The organism is uncultured Bacteroides sp., assembly GCF_905207245.1.
In the GTDB taxonomy this organism is placed as follows: Bacteria; Bacteroidota; Bacteroidia; order Bacteroidales; family Bacteroidaceae; genus Bacteroides.
This window is the reverse complement of record NZ_CAJLKP010000005.1, coordinates 89,773-107,995: the sequence shown is the minus strand read 5'-3', so window position 1 is coordinate 107,995 and position 18,223 is coordinate 89,773. Positions and strand designations below refer to the sequence as shown.

Genomic DNA, 18,223 nt, shown 5'->3' with positions numbered 1-18,223 from the left:
ATTAATAGTATACTTTCTTTTTCAATCGCTTTTGTAAATAGAGCCATATGATTAAAGTGGTAAGCATCTCAATGAGTATATATACAAAGGCATATCCGTTTTCTTGCCAGTAGAAAATGGATATGGCGTACATGATACATGATACTGCATTCACAAATAGCATAATGGCAACATATTGCCGGATGTACCCTTGTGTAAAAAAGACTTTCATATAAGCCAAGCTCATGGCAGTGAAAGGCATACTAAATGTGAGCAGACCGATAAGATATGAAAGCTTAGTTGCTGCTTCAGCGGGCATTTTCCCTAATCCGAAAAGGGTTTCGGCAATGAAGCCGCGCAACAGGAATATCACCAATGATGTGAAAAAAGTGAGTAAGAATAAGCGGACTGCTATCCGGGATGCGGATTGGTAGATTTCATGTTCTTTTCCATCTCCTTTCAGATTATTGAGTTTAATTTGAAGTACGGCTGCAAATTGTTGTATCCATGCTAAAGGTGCTTGGATGAACTTTTGTGCATAATTGATTATAGTTATGACACCTGGCTGATAATATGATAACAGATACATGGGGAATGTTGAAGCGAAAATGACAACTCCTTGGTTAAAAGCCAACCCTGTTATGGATTTCCATTGATGAGATATAGCGGAGAAGTCTGTCAGGAGGAATTTCCATTGTAATTTTCTCTTCATGAGAATAATCAGTATAACTGAATTAATCACGCTGGCTATACAACTTCCATATATCATGGATGTGACACCGATAGTCTCTTTAAATAAAAGTAAGGCCAGAATGATTCCGCCGTTCAATAGCAGGTTGCAGACTAAGGGTAAAGAGAAAAATTTGAATGAAACTAATATTTCTGTCAGATACAAATTGGTAGCCATAAGTAGCATTAGCCAAAGCGACGCATAATAGATATGTATGTACTTTTCTATATCTTCCGATGGAAAATTGGTTATTAGTTCCGGTACTCCATCTCCTGCCAGACTCACAAGCAATATGAATAAAAGAATAAGAGAAATGAAACTGTACATAAAAGCATTCAGATATTTCATTTCCGCTTTTGTTGAAACAGAATGCCGCAACAACATAGATTGCGGTATGAGAATTGAAGTTGCGATTGTTTGTATCATCCCTCCTATCAGTATCACTAGATTGAAGAGATAAAAGTACAGGTCGGTTCCGGTATTGGCACCAAAATAATAGGCAATCAATAAATGTTGCACAAATGCCACTCCTTTAGCCAACACGCTAAAGAAAGATGAATGGATGGCACCTTTCTTATATGTTTCGCTGTTCAACTTCATCTTTTCTTTTCATCATGAGGGATAATATAATTAAAACAAATAATCCACGGTTATGTGTGAAAGTGGAATCTGCTATACCTTCTATAAGGAAGAACAAAAAGACCATCCAGATATATGCACTTTTATGTATGCTCATGTCAGTAGACTTCCGAACAATTGTATACCAAAAGAAGAAATACAGGATGACTCCGACTACCCCAAACTGAGCCAGTTCAGGATAAAAAGCGTCACAAATAAAGATGGGCATATCTTTTGATAGTCCCCATATATGGTTGAGGCTATATGTTTCATAAATGGGAGAATAATATTCAGCAGAAGCAAATGTGCCAAAACTGCCTAACCCACAGCCGAATGGGAAATAGTCATATAAGATTTGTCCGGAGGTGAATAACATGGCAGGTCGGCTCCACATTTCGCGGGAATTCATCATTCCATCAATATAATAGATTATTATTTTTTCTCTGGCAAACCAAATGGCAAGAAGACATATAAAGATACCTGCTATAATGCTTTTCCAGCTTAACCGTATCTGTCCGCCCAATTTGGTGAATATTATGAGGCTGGTGGCTACTGCCCAGAAACCATAAAATTTCGCCCGGGTGGAGAAGAAGCCTATGGTCAACAAAAATAGAAATATGAAAATATCACTCCATTTATAAGTACTGCAATAAAGAAATAAAAAGGCGGTGGCGATGGCAGCCGTCGCAAAGCGGGAAGGATGCCCGAATAGGGTATAAAGCTGACCCGACAATCCGACAATAATTAGTAATCCTCCCACAACTAAGCAGAGAATGCTGATAAAATATTTCTGGGAGGATGAAAATTGTGGTGCTATTAAATAGGCACAATAAAAACCGAGAAAAGGTTTTATCTGAATGAGCAGGTCGGTAAAAATGGCTTTAGGGACATTACTTTGTATGATGAAAGAATAAATGGCGTAAAAAAGAAATATAGAAATAATTATGATGACAGGTATCAATTCTTTCCAGTTTTTTCTTTCCCAAGCAATGATACCTGCAAACAGGCATAGGAAAAGTGCCATTAGCTCATCTGTATATTTAAATTCAATGAAGTCATATAATATGACACCAAAGATGTAGCCTGCTACAAGAAAGGCGAAAAATAAATTATTTTTGGAACAGACCAGCTGTGAAAGCATGAGATTATCTTTTAGTGAAAACAAATACTTTCATATAAATCGCAATCAGGGAGAGGATGCAAGCTGCGACAAAAGCTATTGCCAGTACAATCAGTTTTTTGGGGAAAACCGGTTTTGCGGAACAATAAGCTGCATCGACAACTCTTCCGGCTTGTTCGTCGGGAGAGTTCACCAGACTTTTTTCCTGTAGTTTCTGCATTAGAAACAGATAAATGGTTTCCTTGATTTTTTGTTGTCGTTTCATCTCAATATACTCCCGCTCTTGTGTGGGTAACTCGTTCAGTTGACCGTTGAATACCTGATTTTTCTTATGGAGTTCTTCCAGGCTGGCTTTGACACTATTCCGAGTTGCAGCAATTGTTTCTAATAACATTTTGCGTTGTTCTGCCAGTTGCTTATCGGCAAGAATCAAAGCAGGATTACCTTTCTCAGAAGCAAGAAGCAGGCGTTCTCGGTCAAGTACCAATTGATTGTACAAAGCGATGGACTTCTCTCCTATTCCGTCAAAGGAGGGAATGGAAGCATATTCATTCTCTTCTTTTTGCATATATTCCACTACATAATCCATCATTTTCACACGTGCTTCCGTTTCCAGAATCAAACTTTCCAATTCCATTTTCCCTGTCATGGCGGCTTTGGCATACAGAGTTGGTTCTGGAATATTGTTATGCTTTTTGTAAGCTTCAATTTGATGTTCCAAATAAGCAAGTTCTGTAGTGATGGTATCCAAGCGTACTCTTACAAACCGGGCGTTCAGATCAGCTTCCTCTACTTTTACATCTCGTGAGTATTGGTTAAAGACGGACATTAGTTCATTCAGAAAATCACACCCGCGTTGCTTATTTTCGTTATCAAATTCTAACAGAATAATATCTGAAATGGTTTCTTCCGCTCCGGCTGCTATGTTTTTATATAAATCTTCATATACCTTTTGCAGCGGAGTGATTTGAATATTGAACGTTTGCTTACCGGAAATTGAAATGTCAGCATTGGGGGCAACCATTATCGTGCCGACCGGGAGTTGTAAACGGTAAGGTAAAGTTTGTTCCTGTATTTTCACTGTTTCAAACAGCTTTGATTGTATTTTGGCTGATTGCAACATTCCATCAGATAATGTCATCTTTATCTTTATTGATTCACTGATAGTATCTAAAAACTGTTCGGGAAAGAGAAGGGTTATAGGATTGTCCTTTCCATAAAGTAATACTTTTTTCAGACCGCGCTGTTGCCGTGTCTCCACCTGATAACCGGTTTGGAGAATCGCTTTAGTCATATTGCTACGTGACATTAAAACGATAACTTCATCTTCTACACTAATGCCTGAAGCGCTACCACCAAGTAAAGCATTAAGACCACTGCTTTTTAACATTTTCAACTCAGACATCATGCCTTGATTATCGCCAATTAGTCGCATTCGGGCAGTAAAACCATATTCTTTGGGGGTAACCATAAGAAAGCAGATAGCGGCAATCAGGCAAATGATCCCGATAGGCACGTATATTTTCCTGTAACCGAGGAATTGCTTTAGTAGAGCTCCGATATGTATATTTTCATCATTCATAAGCGAGAGATATTTATTTTACCAGCAGTGCAATGCCCAATGATGCCAATACCGATAAGGCGCTGATTATTGTTGATGCCAAAGAAACATTGAACTGCCCACTCTGACTATATTTGGCATTTCCCTTTCTTGCTTTATTTGGTTCTATATAAAGTACATCATTTTGCTGCAAATAATAATAAGGAGATGTTAGTATTTCTGCAGAAGTAAGGTCGAAGCGATGATATTCTTTTCGTCCATTGTTATCACGAATCAGAAGTACATTGGCACGATTGCCATAAATAGTCAAGTCGCCTGCCATACCAAGCGCATCAAGCACAGATAAGCGTTCATTGGGTACATTTACTGTTCCAGGCTTGTTAACTTCTCCCAATACTGAAACTTTAAAATTCCTTATTTGTATTGTGACAATGGGGGATTTGACGTAAGCTGAGATTTTTTCAGTCAACATGTCTGTCAATTCACTGCGTGTCATGTTAGCAACCTGCAATTTCCCAAGTACCGGAAAATCAATCTCCCCTCGGGAATTTACCAAATAAGTATGGAGTACAGGTGTAGAGGTAACGTTTGTTTCTCCTGGGGCCAAATAACTGGCAAGTGGCATATTGAATGCTGCTACTGCATTCGGCTCTGTTCCTGATACGATGATTGACAACTGATCATCTGGAGCAATACGTGGGGCATAATTAATAGCCTGCTCGGTAATAATTGTCGCCTGATTATCTAAATCCTGAAAATAGGTAATATTATTAGTCGCCGTTTTGCACGACATCAGTAGCAGCAATGAGAGAGCGGGTATCAGCGTTCTTATTTTCATCGTATATCTAATCTGTTATTTAATTAATATGAACTATCGCAAAAGTAATAGTTCTATAGTCAATAAACGTTAGTCAGGTGGGTTTATTGTTGGGTTGTCTATAATTTGTTCATTGATTTTGGAACGCTTTTCATGAAATGTAAGTCCAATTGCCTTATTTTTATATGATGTGATGCTTTTATTGAATTATATAATTTATACTTAGATTAATGCTCCCTATTCTGTTCATTGCTCGCAGATGGTAATTGGATTGATACAAAGAGGATGATTGTAGCTAAAGTATAATTTTATAGCTATTGTATCGATTTGACATTAAAAGTCGGCAGATTCATGAGTGAGTCAGTCAGCTTTTTAAGATAAAAAAGCACTAAGCCGATTATATTGTTTATAATTTGTTGAAAAGAAAATCCCCTGAAACTGGCTTATATCCGAGATTTCCCTTACTTTTGCACCATGATTGAATTGGCACAACATATAGAAGCTTTGTTATTGGAAAATGACTGCGTCATTGTTCCGGGTTTAGGAGGATTTGTAGCTCATTATGCTCCGGCTACGAGAGTGGAAGAAGAAAACATATTTCTGCCCCCTACCCGCATCATCGGTTTTAATCCGCAACTGAAGATGAATGATGGCTTACTGGTTCAATCTTATATGTCAGTGTATGGGACCAACTTTTCAGATGCCACCAAAATGGTGGAGCGTGAGGTTGATGAGCTGATTGCCGCTTTACATGAAGAAGGTAAAGTAGACCTGCCAAATGTTGGCGAAGTACGTTATACGATTTATAATACGTTTGACTTCGCACCTTATGACAACAAGATCACAACTCCTTATTTATACGGGCTGGACGCATTTGAAATGCAGGAATTATCTGCTTTGGAAAAACCGAAGGCAGAGAAAGAAGCTTTCTCCATAGTTCCTACTACCACCAAGAAGGAGAAACGTACTTTTGCAATCAAAATCAATCGGGCGTATCTGACCAATGCGGCTGCAGTAGCGGCTGTCATTATCCTCTCTTTCTTCTTTTCCACTCCAATAGAGAATACGGAAGTGATAGAAGAAAACTATGCGACATTGCTTCCGGATGAATTGTTTGAAAAGATAGAAAAGCAATCCTTGGCAATTACACCGATTGTTTTAAAACAAAATACTCCTACGCGTAAAACCGCTAACAAACAAACAGGAACACCAAAGAAGGTTGTAGCTCCGGTTGCTGTCAGAGAGGTTAAAGTTGCTAAGGAGTCTGCTGCATCTACTGAAACAAAAGCAAAAGAACAAGCTTCCCACTCGGTTGCAACGACTGCCGATGCACCTAAACAAAATGTACAGCCTGTTGCTGCCAAACCTGCAGTTGCCGCTCCCCAAAGACCTTATCATATTATCATTGCCAGCGTAGGCACTGAGAAAGACGCAGAAGCTATGGCGGCGCAATTGGTTGCCAAAGGTTTTTCCGGTGCGAAAGCTATTGTAGGAGATGGTAAGATGCGTGTCAGCATTGAGTCTTGCGGAACAGAAGTGGAAGCCTATCAAGCTTTGGCAAGAGTTCGTGAGAACGAGACCTATAAGAATGCTTGGGTACTAAAAAAGTAATTTTTAATTCTTAATTTTTAATTTTCATGAAGCGTATCCGTTGCCCCAAGTGTGAGAACTATCTTTTATTTGATGAAACAAAGTACAGCGAAGGTCAGTCTTTGGTCTTTGTTTGTGAGCATTGCGGCAAGCAATTCAGTATTCGCTTGGGGAAAACAAAGATGCTTGCTCCCCGAAAGGAAGAACGCCCGGATGAAGAGGAATTTAAGGAAGCTTTTGGTAATATTACAGTGATTGAGAATGTATTTGGCTTCAAACAAGTGTTGCCCTTGCAAGAAGGAGATAATGTAATAGGTCGTCGCTGTGTGGGGACTAATATAAATACTCCCATTGAAACATCGGATATGAGTATGGATCGCCGCCATTGCATCATTAATGTGAAACGCAATAAACAAGGTGGACTGATTTATACATTGAGAGATGCTCCCAGCCTGACAGGAACCTTCCTGAATAATGAAATCCTGAGTGATAAAGACCGTATCCGCATTGAAGATGGTGCAATTGTCACCATTGGAGCTACCACGTTTATTTTGCATAGCGGAACAAGCGATGAACTCAGTAAGTAGCAATTACAATCAGAGTTTTGGATAAAGTTGCCTACATCCTACACCCGCTCTTTTAATCCTCTTATTATCTGCTGATTATATTATATAAAGAATATGAATAGCGGTGTAGGCAAAATGCTTCCCTACACCGCTGTTTTTTTATTTATTCAACAATATAACTTCGTATTGCATCCCTCTTTTGGTTCGTTTTGACTCTATCTGATTTTTCTTAAGGATGCGTCCAAATGTACTTATGCAACTATTGGACAATGAGATAGTATTTGATTTACCTTGCAGGTATTCGATGATTTCCATTGAGGTCATCCACTCTCCCATTTCACCTTCTTCCGGTGAACGAAAATAACAATGGAAAAGCTGTTCTAATGGGCTGGTTTGTTCGAATTCCCGGTTAGATTCCTTCAAGACAGCTTCATCCGTATCATCAAACCAGTAGCGTTCCCCTTTTGTGATGGCTTCCATCGCCTGTGCATAGAGTTGGCGGTAGTTGATGGTGACGTTCGTATTTATGGGTGCCGTTACTTCAATGCAGATGAAACGGCGGCTGCCACTCGGATCGGTCAGCAAGTCTTTCTGGTTGCTGGTACCGATGAATGAAGCATAGCGCCGTATTTCCCGGATACTGCTGCCATAAGGTTTACGCAGATTAGCAACAGGCTTCTGTAATAGATGTTTCAGAAAACCCTGCTGATTCATGCTGACCTGGTCAAACTCATCAATATTAATCAGCATAAAACGTCCCAGATACATTTCCGTATCCCGCTTGCTGCCGAAATCCAGACTATCTGTATAGCCGAAACGAAGTTCGGGTGGAAGAATAATCCGGCAGTAGGTTGATTTCCGGAAACCTTGCGCACCGACCAGAAGCGGCGACGTACTGTTGGCATATTGTTTATTGAGCCCGCGCCAATGGGCCACCATATTCAGAAACCAGCGATAGAAAAGTTGCCGCCAATGCGGATTATTGCAAGGCACGAGGTCGGCGAGCGCATGAATGCGGTCTTTACCGTCCCAACGTCCTACGCTGCATAGGTAATCTTCCACCGGATTGTATAGCGGCACGCGGTTGGATGCCAGATAGCGGTTCACATCCCTGTCCCACACTTTGATACCTTCCTGTAGGGCATCCATCGATATGCTGTTCCGCGCCCGTTGGTCAACGGGCTGGAAGTAGAAATGGATGGAGTCCTTTTGGCGGAATTCCAGATCATTGCTGACGGTGTTGAAACGGAATTCATACCTGCGCTCCATAAATTCTTCCAGTTGCAGCGAAAGTTTTTGTTCCGGTGTTAGTGCCGACTTCTTGCCGAAGCCTTTGCATTCACGATACAGATTGTGAATGGTTATTCTGACAGCCTGTTCGTCGGCCTGCCTGTAATAGTGCATCATAACCTGACGTACGGTTTCTTCTTCCGGTATCCCAGCCTTGAAACAATGCTCCGACAAGCACACCAGTAACGGATGTAAGTCATCTCCCCGCTTCCAGTCGTGCATTTCGTCCAATGCTTTGCTGAGGGCTGTTTCAAACAGTATGGTGAAGGTTTCTGATGTTTCAAATCCGGGTTTCAGTCTCAGCAACGGGTTTCTTTCTGCCAATTTCCGTTGCTGGAAAGTCTGTTCACCGGGCATACTGAATGGTTGCTCCTGGCAGAAAGGTATGGCATCAGGATTGAAATAAGGGTCAGTATCCAGTGTCATTCGGCAACTTTGTGCGGGAATGGGTTCTTTCAGGGTTATGGGAAACGGCAATATGGGTTGATAGCACTGTATGGCCATGCGATAGGCGCAGGCATGAAAGAGAGTGATATTTTCCTCTTTTACGGGTAAGTTTCCGTTGGGAAGCACAAATTTTACCCATATCTTTACGCTTCGCTCGCTGCTTCCGGTGATTGCTGTCCAGGTTTGTGGCAACAGCCTTGCCTGTTCTTTCACCAGTTCCACTTCGGACAATCCGGCCAGGTTGTTCACTTCAAGCATCACTACACCATTGTAGCGCTTCATCTTCCTGCTGCCGTCGCGGTTTCTCCCGTATTCAATAGACGGATAGATACGTGGCAATTTGTCGATATGCTCGTAGCGACCACAGGCATCAGGGGTGGTGTACAGTAGCATAGTCCGTAGTGCCGTGACGTGTGCTGCTTTGGTTTCTGTTCTTATTTTTTCTAATAATACGTCTGCTTTGCAGGTGCTGACGGTTTCTTTACCACTTTCTTTTTCTTCTCTGATTAGAGTTATTTTCATTTGCGTTTCTATTTAAAAAATAATTTATTAATAAGGAGGCCTTTCTAAGAAGCTGCAAGGTACGCATAAAATACATTTGAATCAAATAAATCAGGGCTTTTATTGAAATAACTCCTCCCTCTTTTTGTTGTCTGAAAATAATAATAAAAATTGAAATATAGTCGGTTGAAAACTTGACTTTCCCTTATTGTTTTTGTATCTTTGTCAGTAGCAAAACTTCGTCTTGCAGTTGTGTGCCGGACGGTTTTCAACCGGGGGCTGTGCAGCCTGCGATTGCAGGATGGACAGCCCCCGGTTGGAAAACGAAGTTTTGTCTATAGCTTAATGGCATTTTCCTTGAAGCAAATGAGGAAAAGGAATAGGGCAAATGATGATTAATAACTTAATAACATAGCATTATGGCAGCAGAATATGATTTTCAAAGGCGTCCCAATCCGAAAGGAGATGACGAATTACAACCTTTGTATCCGCGTATTGTAAATAAGGGTACGATTAAGATGGAACGTCTGGTTCAGGATATAGCCGGTATGTCCAGTTTTACACCCGGTGATGTGACGGGCGTAATGGCTTTGATTGAGGATCGCATCTCTTATTATCTATCCGAAGGGCACCATGTGCAATTGGGTGATATCGGATATTTTTCGGCAGGCCTGCAAGCCCGTCCGGTGATGGATCCTAAAGAAATTCATTCGCAGACTATTTTCTTTGGAAAAGTACATTTGCGTGTATCTCCCGACTTTCGCAAACGCTGTGCGGGTTATGTGGAACGTGCCAAATATGGTTTTCGGAAAAGCGCTGAGCTTACTGGTGCGGAACGTTATCGTCGTTTACTGGCTTTTCTGGAGACACATCCTTTCATTACCCGCCATGATTACAGCGGAATTACGGGACTTCTGAAGAATAAAGCGCTAAATGACCTCAATTTGCTCGTAGAAAAGGGATATCTGAATGTGATAGGGCAAGGTTCGCATAAAGTATATGTACGTGCTGATAATAAGGAGGTTACGAAATAATCGGAGGGCGTTTCAGGGTATATTTCAGGTGTAGGCAACTTTTTCCCTACACCTACCTACACCTCTTTCCTCCCCGATATATAGCTGATATTCAGAGGAAAATGCTAATTGGTGTAGGATGTAGGCAATATTGATGAAAACTTTTATTTTAGTTTAGTATGAGCAGATTGCAATATCTTATTGTTAGCCTTGCACTTTATCACTCTTTCTGGTCTTTCGAGACTCCATTCCACAAAGGGACTATCAGTTGATGTTATCTGATAAATAAGAACCTATGTCATTTGATGTTACTTCATACATAATCACATACTAGCGGGAAAAGATTCTAAAGAACGCTGCTATGAGGGCAGTATGTATAAAATACCAATCTATATATACCATTCTCATCACAGAATTGCTTCAACATGATTTCTATTTCTTTGAAATAAGGTTCATTGTTATCGATTCTTTCTTTATTGCAATAATTAAAGAGCCCATCATTCCTTATATAGCCAATTAAAATAGCTTTATCTTTATCCATCTTATATTTCTGAGAAATGGTCATTATCTCATTTAGAAGAACATTAGAGAGCTGTGTTTTCATTATAATAATTTTATTTTTTGCATTAAATGCTTTTGGTGTAGAATTAACTAACTGATTTGTTATTGCAAATTTCTCCTCCGGATGTGGGAAACAATCCAAATCACAACATTTCTTACCCACATTATACAATAATATAGTACTATCCTTTTCTTGCATCCACAGTTGAAATTCACACTCATTTTCTCTAAAAAATAGATGTACTTTATTTTCTTTCAGAGTTACAAGAGTTTGTTTTTTTAGTATGTCATAATAATATAATTCTTCTGGATATGCAACATGCATACTATCAATAAACTCCTCCAATTCATCAAGGTTATCAGGCATTGCCAAGTAATAGACATAATAGAAGTCTAATATGTCTGCTAAAAAGGGGAAGCGCGCAGAGATTGTATCTTTATTGTCAATTTCAAATTTTCCATCTTTAGAGTAAAAGGGGGATGATAATTCTTTATCTATCTCGTTGGTGAAAAAAATAAAGAATGGACATAATACAATGTATATACAAAAAAAATTATTTGTTTTCATAAAAAAATAGTTTTTTGAATATAGAATAGGTGTTATTTTTTGCTTCTTTAGTAGTAAAGACGACTCGTGCACTCCAGTTGTTGCTTGATCCACCACTTCTCGGAAATCTTAAATTATATCCAGATTTCATACTACCAGTTCCCCTGTTTGAATTATAAATGAAGCTATTTGTTGTTGTCCAGCTTTCAAAAATTCCCTTATTTTGTTGCCCTCTACCTATCATATAATAATAGGCTATACCAGTATTTCCCTGTGCTCCATATTCAAAACTAAAATAGGTATCTTCTGTTAAACCAAGAGCGGATGTTCTTGCGTATGCCCCAATGTCAAAATCTGTTTGTCTTTGTTTTATTTCAGGATCAATTACACTCTCTTTTAGAAAATCAACATAGTTAATTATCGCAGCGTCCAATTTGCTCATAGCTTTACCCTCCTTTGTGTTTGCATCTTCTGTTTGACCAAATAAACTATAATATGTATTATCAGACTTATATGTTAGTCCTAAATATTCTGCTCCTTTTATAGTCTTATCCAATTCTTTTTGTGAATGAATTTCCGTACTCCACTGGTATGTCCATTCATTATTCTCATCTTTAATACGATACCAGTCCCTACCATCCGGGTCAATGAGATTTGCAGGGTTATTCAGGCAATATGTATAAGAACTAATCCAATAATATTTTTCTGTTAATGGATCTATCGTCGTAAATCTTCCTAATGCCATATCATAATGCCTCGCTTCATAATCATACCAATCTAATCCATGCATACGATCCAACTCTTTCCCATTATACTTGTAATTCTGGTTACTAGTAGCTATTCCCTCGCCAAACAAGCCACCAAACGGATAATAGTGATTAACTTGTTCAACCGTTGTCCCATTTTGGTTCATGACTATGCGATTATTGCCTTGATGATCTTTCAGGTAATAATGATAAATAGGAGTATCTCCATTTAACGTCACATAACCTTCTTCAGTGAGAATCATGCTTAGAACTCCATTTTCATAGATCACATTATTACAATAGTCAGTAGTATTAGTCTGAGAAATCTGACTATTTGCCAATTCCTTTATCTGTCCCATTGGTACGGAAATATTGGCAATTGCTGTTTTATGAGTTACTCGTCGTTTCATACCATCAGCACCATATAAGTAATCCGTGCTATTACCATTTGCAAATTGTAGTGTACTTGGCAAATTTAAACTATTATATTGAATATTAGCTATTTTCTTATTATAATCTTGTTCTAAATTACCATTAGCATCATATTTGTACTCCTGAATAGAAGTTTTATTGCCATCAACGAAGTTAAATGCACCATTATAAAGAGGATCTGTTGCGGCATCGGTCACATTATTAAGTTGATTGCCCACATACGTTAAGGTTAAATCATCAATCTTTCCATAAGTACTTCCACTCATCTTACCATATCTTTGTAGACCGGTAATATTTCCATTATAATCATAACCGATCACATTCTCTGAGAAGTTTTTTCCTGTAGAAGGAGTGATACTTGTTCCTTCGCCATAAATAGCATTTCTCATGCGACTCATATTATCATAAGTAAACTTATAACCACGTATACCGTCTTCCCCACTCTTCCAAGTCATACTTCCAATATTGCCATTATAACATTGACTTCCATTTCCTGTGTTATAATAAAGATTTTGTTCGAAAAGTGTTCCGCTGATTTGGGTCAACCAATTACGTATATTATATTCATAAGTCAGCTTATGTCCTGAAGTGCCATGATGCGTTTTTGTTTTTAATCTCCCTAACTTATCATAGGTATTGATAACAAGCTTTACTTCACTATTCCCATTTAACTTGTGTCTTACTTCTTGCAGGCGTTCTGCATGATCATAAACATAAGTATATAATTCTGTTGTATTTATTGCTGTATGGGTATGACTTATTGTTAATGGTTTATCAGTAAAAGAATAAGTAATGTTATCCACTTCATATTCATTCATATGATTGCTTGAGACCTTTTTTGTAATTCTGCCTTTAACATCGTAATAATTAGCGGAATATAGTTTCTTACCATCTTCCAAAATGGTAACGACATTACCGGTTAGATAGCCTTTGGCATTGCTGCCCATTGAGAAATGTGGTACACCGGAAAATCCTGTTAATGAACAAAACTTATAATCGTCGTAATAATTTACAATATGTATTTCTTTGACCTTGTCAACCGGTATAAATGTAGAATAATATCCACTTCCCCCTAAACCTGTATTGCTATTTTCTCTGTAGCAAGTTACTACTACATCGGGAATTAAATTTAGCCGGTCTATCTCCATACAAATGCCTTGTATTGTAAGACGATTCAATCTATCATACAAATAGAAAGTCCATTCGTTTTGTAATCGTTGATTGCCATCTTGCGAGAATATAAGTCTGTCTAATTTATCATATACATATTTAATAGCTTCTGCTCCCGGCATCTTTTTCTCTATGCACAATTGTCTTCCCATATATTTATATTGGAAAGCATACATATTCAGATTGGTATTTGTCTGATACATCGGTTGAAGGACGTATCGTAAATTGTCGAGTCCATCATACACATAATAGGTATCAAGATTTTGACCTCCTGAGATTTGTCGTGTCAATATAGTGTGTCCCGACTTATCAGTAAAGGTATACCCGACGTTATTATCTTCATCAGTACTTTTGGTTACATATAACTGTCCTGCGGCGTAATACTGATTGCTGGACACTAAAGCTCCGTTGTCATTAACCATGTAATTAAGACAGTTCAATGGAGAAGAAGTGGTGTTTGTCATATATTCAATGTGTACAGGGTGATTATTCCAATCTTCCCCTACTCCGTATTGATTGACTATTTTATTCAAAGGAGAAGCTTCGTATTCTGTCTTTGTATAAGGATGTGTATCTCCATAATCAGCTACAGCTTGAGCTTTAACAGAAGCAGATGGCATATATGTACTGGTAGCAGACTCAACGGGTAACCATGTATATGTTTTCCTATTTGCAGCATCATATTCTTGTAAAGTGATTAAATTTTGGAATGGAGTTATTTTACATTCCACTGTCTGGTATGGGCGGCCTAAACCATCATAATAACTATATACTTCCATATATTTATTCCCTTCCTCATTCATCATAGTACGAGTTTTGAAGAAATTTTGTGATGTTCCATTATGGGATAACTGATATTGAAATGACATGATTGTTTTTCTGTTTAAATCTAATATCTCAGAAACTCTGCCTACAGCATCATACTCATAAAATGTTTTTAATCCATTGGGTGACCTCACTTCACTAACTCCGTATGATGGATTATAAAGCCATGTGGTAACTTCACAATCAGGAAATATATTTTGCAAATTATACACTGAAGTACTATTGGGGATATTGGAGTTGCATAGAGTATTCAATGAACTTTCTCCCAGTCGGGACAGTACTTTGGCATATGTAATATTAGTAATTTTTGCAATAATCCGGGAATATTTATATCCCCATAAATAAACAACCGACGAACTGTCTTGATAGGTTACTTCGACAGGATTCCATTTACTATCATATTTATATGAAACAGTACGTCTTTTGGGCGATACATTGCTTGACTCCGTACTTGAAAGCAATGTAAATTTAGTAAATACATTTCCATACTTATTTTCTAAAATGGCAGTTGAACTGCCTGATGTACGTTTATATCTCATTACTGCAGTAAGTACATTATAGTCCAAGTGATCTTTATAGAAAGAAGAATCGGCAGCATATTTATATGTCTCCTGAATGTAGTCAGAACGACTGGTACTTGTTTTACAGGTTGATATTTGATTGCGTTGGTTATATGTATAAAGTTTCTCTTTGCTTATTGGTACTGAATTGAGGTACTCAGTTTCTGTTTGTTGAGTTAACTGGATGTCATAAGCAATGTATGGATATAAAGTTATAAAAAAACGTCCATTATATATGTATGGATTACAAAAAGGATGTCCTTCAAGTGAAAGGCAATGATTTACAGGGCCAACATAATTGTCTATGACTTTTATATTGACTAATTCTTTAACCTTATTGACAATGGAATATTTATTATTTTCTTCTTTTACGAGTTTATTATTTGCATCATATATACTTTTCCTGATTAAGCGTCCACTATAGTTCTCTGGAAAATAGCAAAGTGTAGCATCAATAACTTCACAACTTTCATTAGCAAAGACAAATACTTCTTTTCCTATATTGATTATTTCCTTTTGTTTAATCACACGACTATAACCGACTGGATTTCCATTGGAAGCAGAAGCTGGAGGAGATAATGTTTGTGCATCATATCTACGAAATTGATGATCTACCATACTATGTATAGGGCAATTATCCAGACCATGACGAATATTGTGATCAGTCACAAAGTTAATAGGAATCATCAACAGACCGGAACTTTTATGATTATCCAATTCGTAAAGATATTTGGTCCTCTCTAAGATTTCTCCTGTGTTATTCCTTTGGGTAATAGTTTTTATTCTCACTCCGGCACCAATATGTTCCAAAGTATCTATATCTACATTGAATATTTGTGATTTGTAAGTTAATGTTGCAGCACTAACATTACGGGCGGTGTAACCTTGATTGGGGACTATTGACGCTAAAGTGGATGACAGTACATAATCTCCGGCTTCCAAGGTAAATGATTCAACAACATGATATGAGTGTTCATCAGTTGCATTTTGTGATGTTACTTTATATGATTTTATAATTCCTCCTCCAGTAGAACCAACCTGCCTGATAATTGTTCCTGAACCTTCGACTTGACTCGCTGAATAATCATCAAAACGAACTGTTACATTTATGGTTACAGTTTGTGCAAATGGAATATTGAAAGTTACAAATGGAGTGGAAAACTCTGCATTATTGTTATTCACCGTATTTAAATATGCCAATTTAGGAGCATACTTTTCTAAATCCTCTTTTGAAATGACTTTGGCATTAGTAAAAGTATGAGGTTCAAATTCGAATTCTATACTACCTCCCGTCGGGTATGTTATTTTCTTTAGCATATTAGCCGTTATATATTTATGACTCGCATTCCTGACAGCTGTTTGTGCTGGTAGCTCCTGTCCCTGAATTATAAGTGCGTCTTGGTTAATTCCTAATCCTTCAATAGAAGGTATAAGTGTGTGGCGATAGCCGGTAAGTGAAGATATATTTTCTGCACCATTGTAAAATCCCCAATAATCCACAGCGAAGGATGTCTTATATGGTAATGGTTGTTCTTCATTATAAATGAATGAATATGTTTCTCCTTGCATGTTGTTATTTTGTTTTGAAAGAGAAAGTAGTTTGAGACGTTTACGTAAAGTTACTTCTGGATTTTGAGAAACATATCCTGCTGCTCCTATACAATCTTCACTACTTAATGCATTACCTCCAATTGCATTCGTAGCACACATGAAATAACTATAGTCAAAATTATATGAGTATATAATTTCATTGTTTAACTTATTCTTTATTTCGATGGAAACTAGTCTCCCTATTGTTCCAGGAGAAAGATCTTCTCTGTTGCTTAATGTAAATTTTATCTCTTCAGTATTAGATTCTATTTTCGATAGATAAGGAGCTTTATTAGTTGTTGAATTGAAGTTCCGTTTAGTAAAATCATTATAAAGAGGATAGCCAATTGTGTAATATTCAGAGATAACAGGAATAGAGTAACAGGTCGCATCAACATAAGAAAGTGATATAACATTACCTCTCGTGTCTTTGATTGTAGTTAACAAATATGTCAATGGTGCATACTTGCCATTGAAAGTATAGACTGTGAAAGTATATTGAATTCCAGAATCATCAGTTACCACTATATCTCCCGTAGAGTGTATTATTTTGTAATTATGACGTGGCCCGATAATGATAGGAGTTTGATTTTTAGGATGTAATATGTATTTGAATGAACTCCCGTTAGGAAGAGAAACTTCGAAAACATCTCTTTCCCCTTGTCCGAATAACCCTTGATTTAATACATCATCGGTAGTTGTACTTGTGTATTGATCATAGCATAAACATCCCCATTTGTGAAATTGATCTTCAATACCTGTGCGAATATTGGCTGTATCTCCACCAATAACCTTCCATTGATATTTAATTTTCTCCCATTCCTCCCATGATGGATAATTTGCGGAACATGCATCTACATTACCAATAGCGTTCAAGGTAACACATCCTCCTGCAAGCAAATTCCATCCTAATCCCACCCATGTTGCTTCTTGTGCAACTTTTATACCACTTGCATGATATGATAGAGTAATGGGTAATTCTATTTGACCACTTTTTAGTGTATATAGGGGAATAGAGATATCAGGAGTGCCTGTATATTCATTAACAGGAATATTTCCATATAAATTCATACCGGCAGCTTCAGGTGTTGGTGGCGTATAATCCGATACATTTAAGAGGTTATTGTTCATGTCTGTATTACTTCGTTGCATGAATTTCGTTTCATATCTTTCATTTTGCTGTTTTCTAATCAAAGAATTTATGCTATCTGCAGAAAATCGTAACAATTCTATTGTATCATTGGATAACGGGCTACAATGCATACTAAATATATTTGTTACTAAATATATTATAATCAAAATATGTTTTTTCATAATTATTGTCTTTAATGATATCATACTTTAATTCATAATTCGCATCCTGGAGCTTAATATCTGTGAAATTCCAGACTTGTTGGTTACTACCTTTATTGGGTTGAATGAGAGAATAAGACCACCCCGAGAACAGTACATAGTGTCTTCCCCATAGCAGTTTGATTTTAAGAATTAACGCTTTAAATATACCAAAAGAGAATGATAAAAAGAATTTTTCGGAACAAGAAATACATAGTTATGCTTCTT

Annotated in this window: 10 protein-coding genes; 3 read left to right on the top strand and 7 right to left on the bottom strand. The window is 37.7% G+C overall.

Features of this window, described 5'->3' with window-relative positions; translation table 11 throughout:
- Nucleotide 1: 1 nt before the first annotated feature.
- Genes QZ135_RS03095 through QZ135_RS03080 form a run of 4 tightly spaced genes read right to left on the bottom strand, consistent with a single transcriptional unit; the run spans nt 2 to nt 4,846 of the window.
- Entirely contained in the window at nt 2–1,309 is a 1,308-nt protein-coding gene (locus tag QZ135_RS03095; RefSeq protein WP_294605839.1) for a lipid II flippase MurJ, read from the bottom strand.
- A complete protein-coding gene (locus QZ135_RS03090) occupies nt 1,284–2,468 on the bottom strand; it encodes a hypothetical protein (RefSeq protein ID WP_294605838.1) in 1,185 nt (394 codons plus the stop codon). Before QZ135_RS03090 ends, QZ135_RS03095 begins: the two co-directional genes overlap by 26 nt.
- A gap of 4 nt (nt 2,469–2,472) precedes the next feature.
- Nucleotides 2,473–4,029, bottom strand: a complete 1,557-nt coding sequence (locus QZ135_RS03085) for a GNVR domain-containing protein (protein ID WP_294605837.1) — start codon at nt 4,027–4,029, stop codon at nt 2,473–2,475.
- 13 nt (nt 4,030–4,042) lie between these two features.
- Nucleotides 4,043–4,846, bottom strand: coding sequence for a polysaccharide biosynthesis/export family protein (locus tag QZ135_RS03080; protein WP_294605835.1), 804 nt, complete (start codon nt 4,844–4,846; stop codon nt 4,043–4,045).
- Nucleotides 4,847–5,299: 453 nt separating this feature from the next.
- On the opposite strand from QZ135_RS03080, the gene QZ135_RS03075 reads away from it, so the two are divergent.
- Together QZ135_RS03075 and QZ135_RS03070 are read left to right on the top strand one after the other, a co-directional pair.
- Nucleotides 5,300–6,436 (top strand): SPOR domain-containing protein, encoded by a 1,137-nt coding sequence (locus tag QZ135_RS03075; RefSeq protein WP_294605833.1) that lies wholly within the window; start codon nt 5,300–5,302, stop codon nt 6,434–6,436.
- Between the two features lie 26 nt (nt 6,437–6,462).
- On the top strand, nt 6,463–7,002 hold the full coding sequence (locus QZ135_RS03070; RefSeq protein ID WP_294605832.1) for an FHA domain-containing protein: 540 nt from the start codon (nt 6,463–6,465) through the stop codon (nt 7,000–7,002).
- Nucleotides 7,003–7,140: 138 nt separating this feature from the next.
- Here the strand turns inward: QZ135_RS03070 and QZ135_RS03065 are convergent, their stop codons facing one another.
- On the bottom strand, nt 7,141–9,240 hold the full coding sequence (locus QZ135_RS03065) for a VapE domain-containing protein (protein WP_294605830.1): 2,100 nt from the start codon (nt 9,238–9,240) through the stop codon (nt 7,141–7,143).
- Between the two features lie 398 nt (nt 9,241–9,638).
- Here QZ135_RS03065 and QZ135_RS03060 point away from each other — a divergent pair, with 398 nt between their 5' ends.
- Nucleotides 9,639–10,253, top strand: coding sequence for a DNA-binding protein (locus QZ135_RS03060; RefSeq protein ID WP_294605828.1), 615 nt, complete (start codon nt 9,639–9,641; stop codon nt 10,251–10,253).
- A 325-nt stretch (nt 10,254–10,578) separates the two neighbouring features.
- Here the strand turns inward: QZ135_RS03060 and QZ135_RS03055 are convergent, their stop codons facing one another.
- A complete protein-coding gene (locus QZ135_RS03055) occupies nt 10,579–11,361 on the bottom strand; it encodes a hypothetical protein (protein ID WP_294605826.1) in 783 nt (260 codons plus the stop codon).
- Nucleotides 11,348–17,977 carry a DUF6443 domain-containing protein gene (locus tag QZ135_RS03050; protein WP_294605824.1) on the bottom strand — a complete coding sequence of 2,210 codons (6,630 nt, stop codon included), beginning with the start codon at nt 17,975–17,977 and terminating at the stop codon, nt 11,348–11,350. Before QZ135_RS03050 ends, QZ135_RS03055 begins: the two co-directional genes overlap by 14 nt.
- Nucleotides 17,978–18,223 lie beyond the last annotated feature (246 nt).

Coding starts and splice junctions, on each gene's coding strand:
- QZ135_RS03050 (WP_294605824.1), bottom strand. CDS start 17,977: ATGAAAAAACATATTTTGATTATAATATATTTAGTAACAAATATATTT.
- QZ135_RS03065 (WP_294605830.1), bottom strand. CDS start 9,240: ATGAAAATAACTCTAATCAGAGAAGAAAAAGAAAGTGGTAAAGAAACC.
- QZ135_RS03090 (WP_294605838.1), bottom strand. CDS start 2,468: ATGCTTTCACAGCTGGTCTGTTCCAAAAATAATTTATTTTTCGCCTTT.
- QZ135_RS03055 (WP_294605826.1), bottom strand. CDS start 11,361: ATGAAAACAAATAATTTTTTTTGTATATACATTGTATTATGTCCATTC.
- QZ135_RS03085 (WP_294605837.1), bottom strand. CDS start 4,029: ATGAATGATGAAAATATACATATCGGAGCTCTACTAAAGCAATTCCTC.
- QZ135_RS03095 (WP_294605839.1), bottom strand. CDS start 1,309: ATGAAGTTGAACAGCGAAACATATAAGAAAGGTGCCATCCATTCATCT.
- QZ135_RS03075 (WP_294605833.1), top strand. CDS start 5,300: ATGATTGAATTGGCACAACATATAGAAGCTTTGTTATTGGAAAATGAC.
- QZ135_RS03060 (WP_294605828.1), top strand. CDS start 9,639: ATGGCAGCAGAATATGATTTTCAAAGGCGTCCCAATCCGAAAGGAGAT.
- QZ135_RS03070 (WP_294605832.1), top strand. CDS start 6,463: ATGAAGCGTATCCGTTGCCCCAAGTGTGAGAACTATCTTTTATTTGAT.
- QZ135_RS03080 (WP_294605835.1), bottom strand. CDS start 4,846: ATGAAAATAAGAACGCTGATACCCGCTCTCTCATTGCTGCTACTGATG.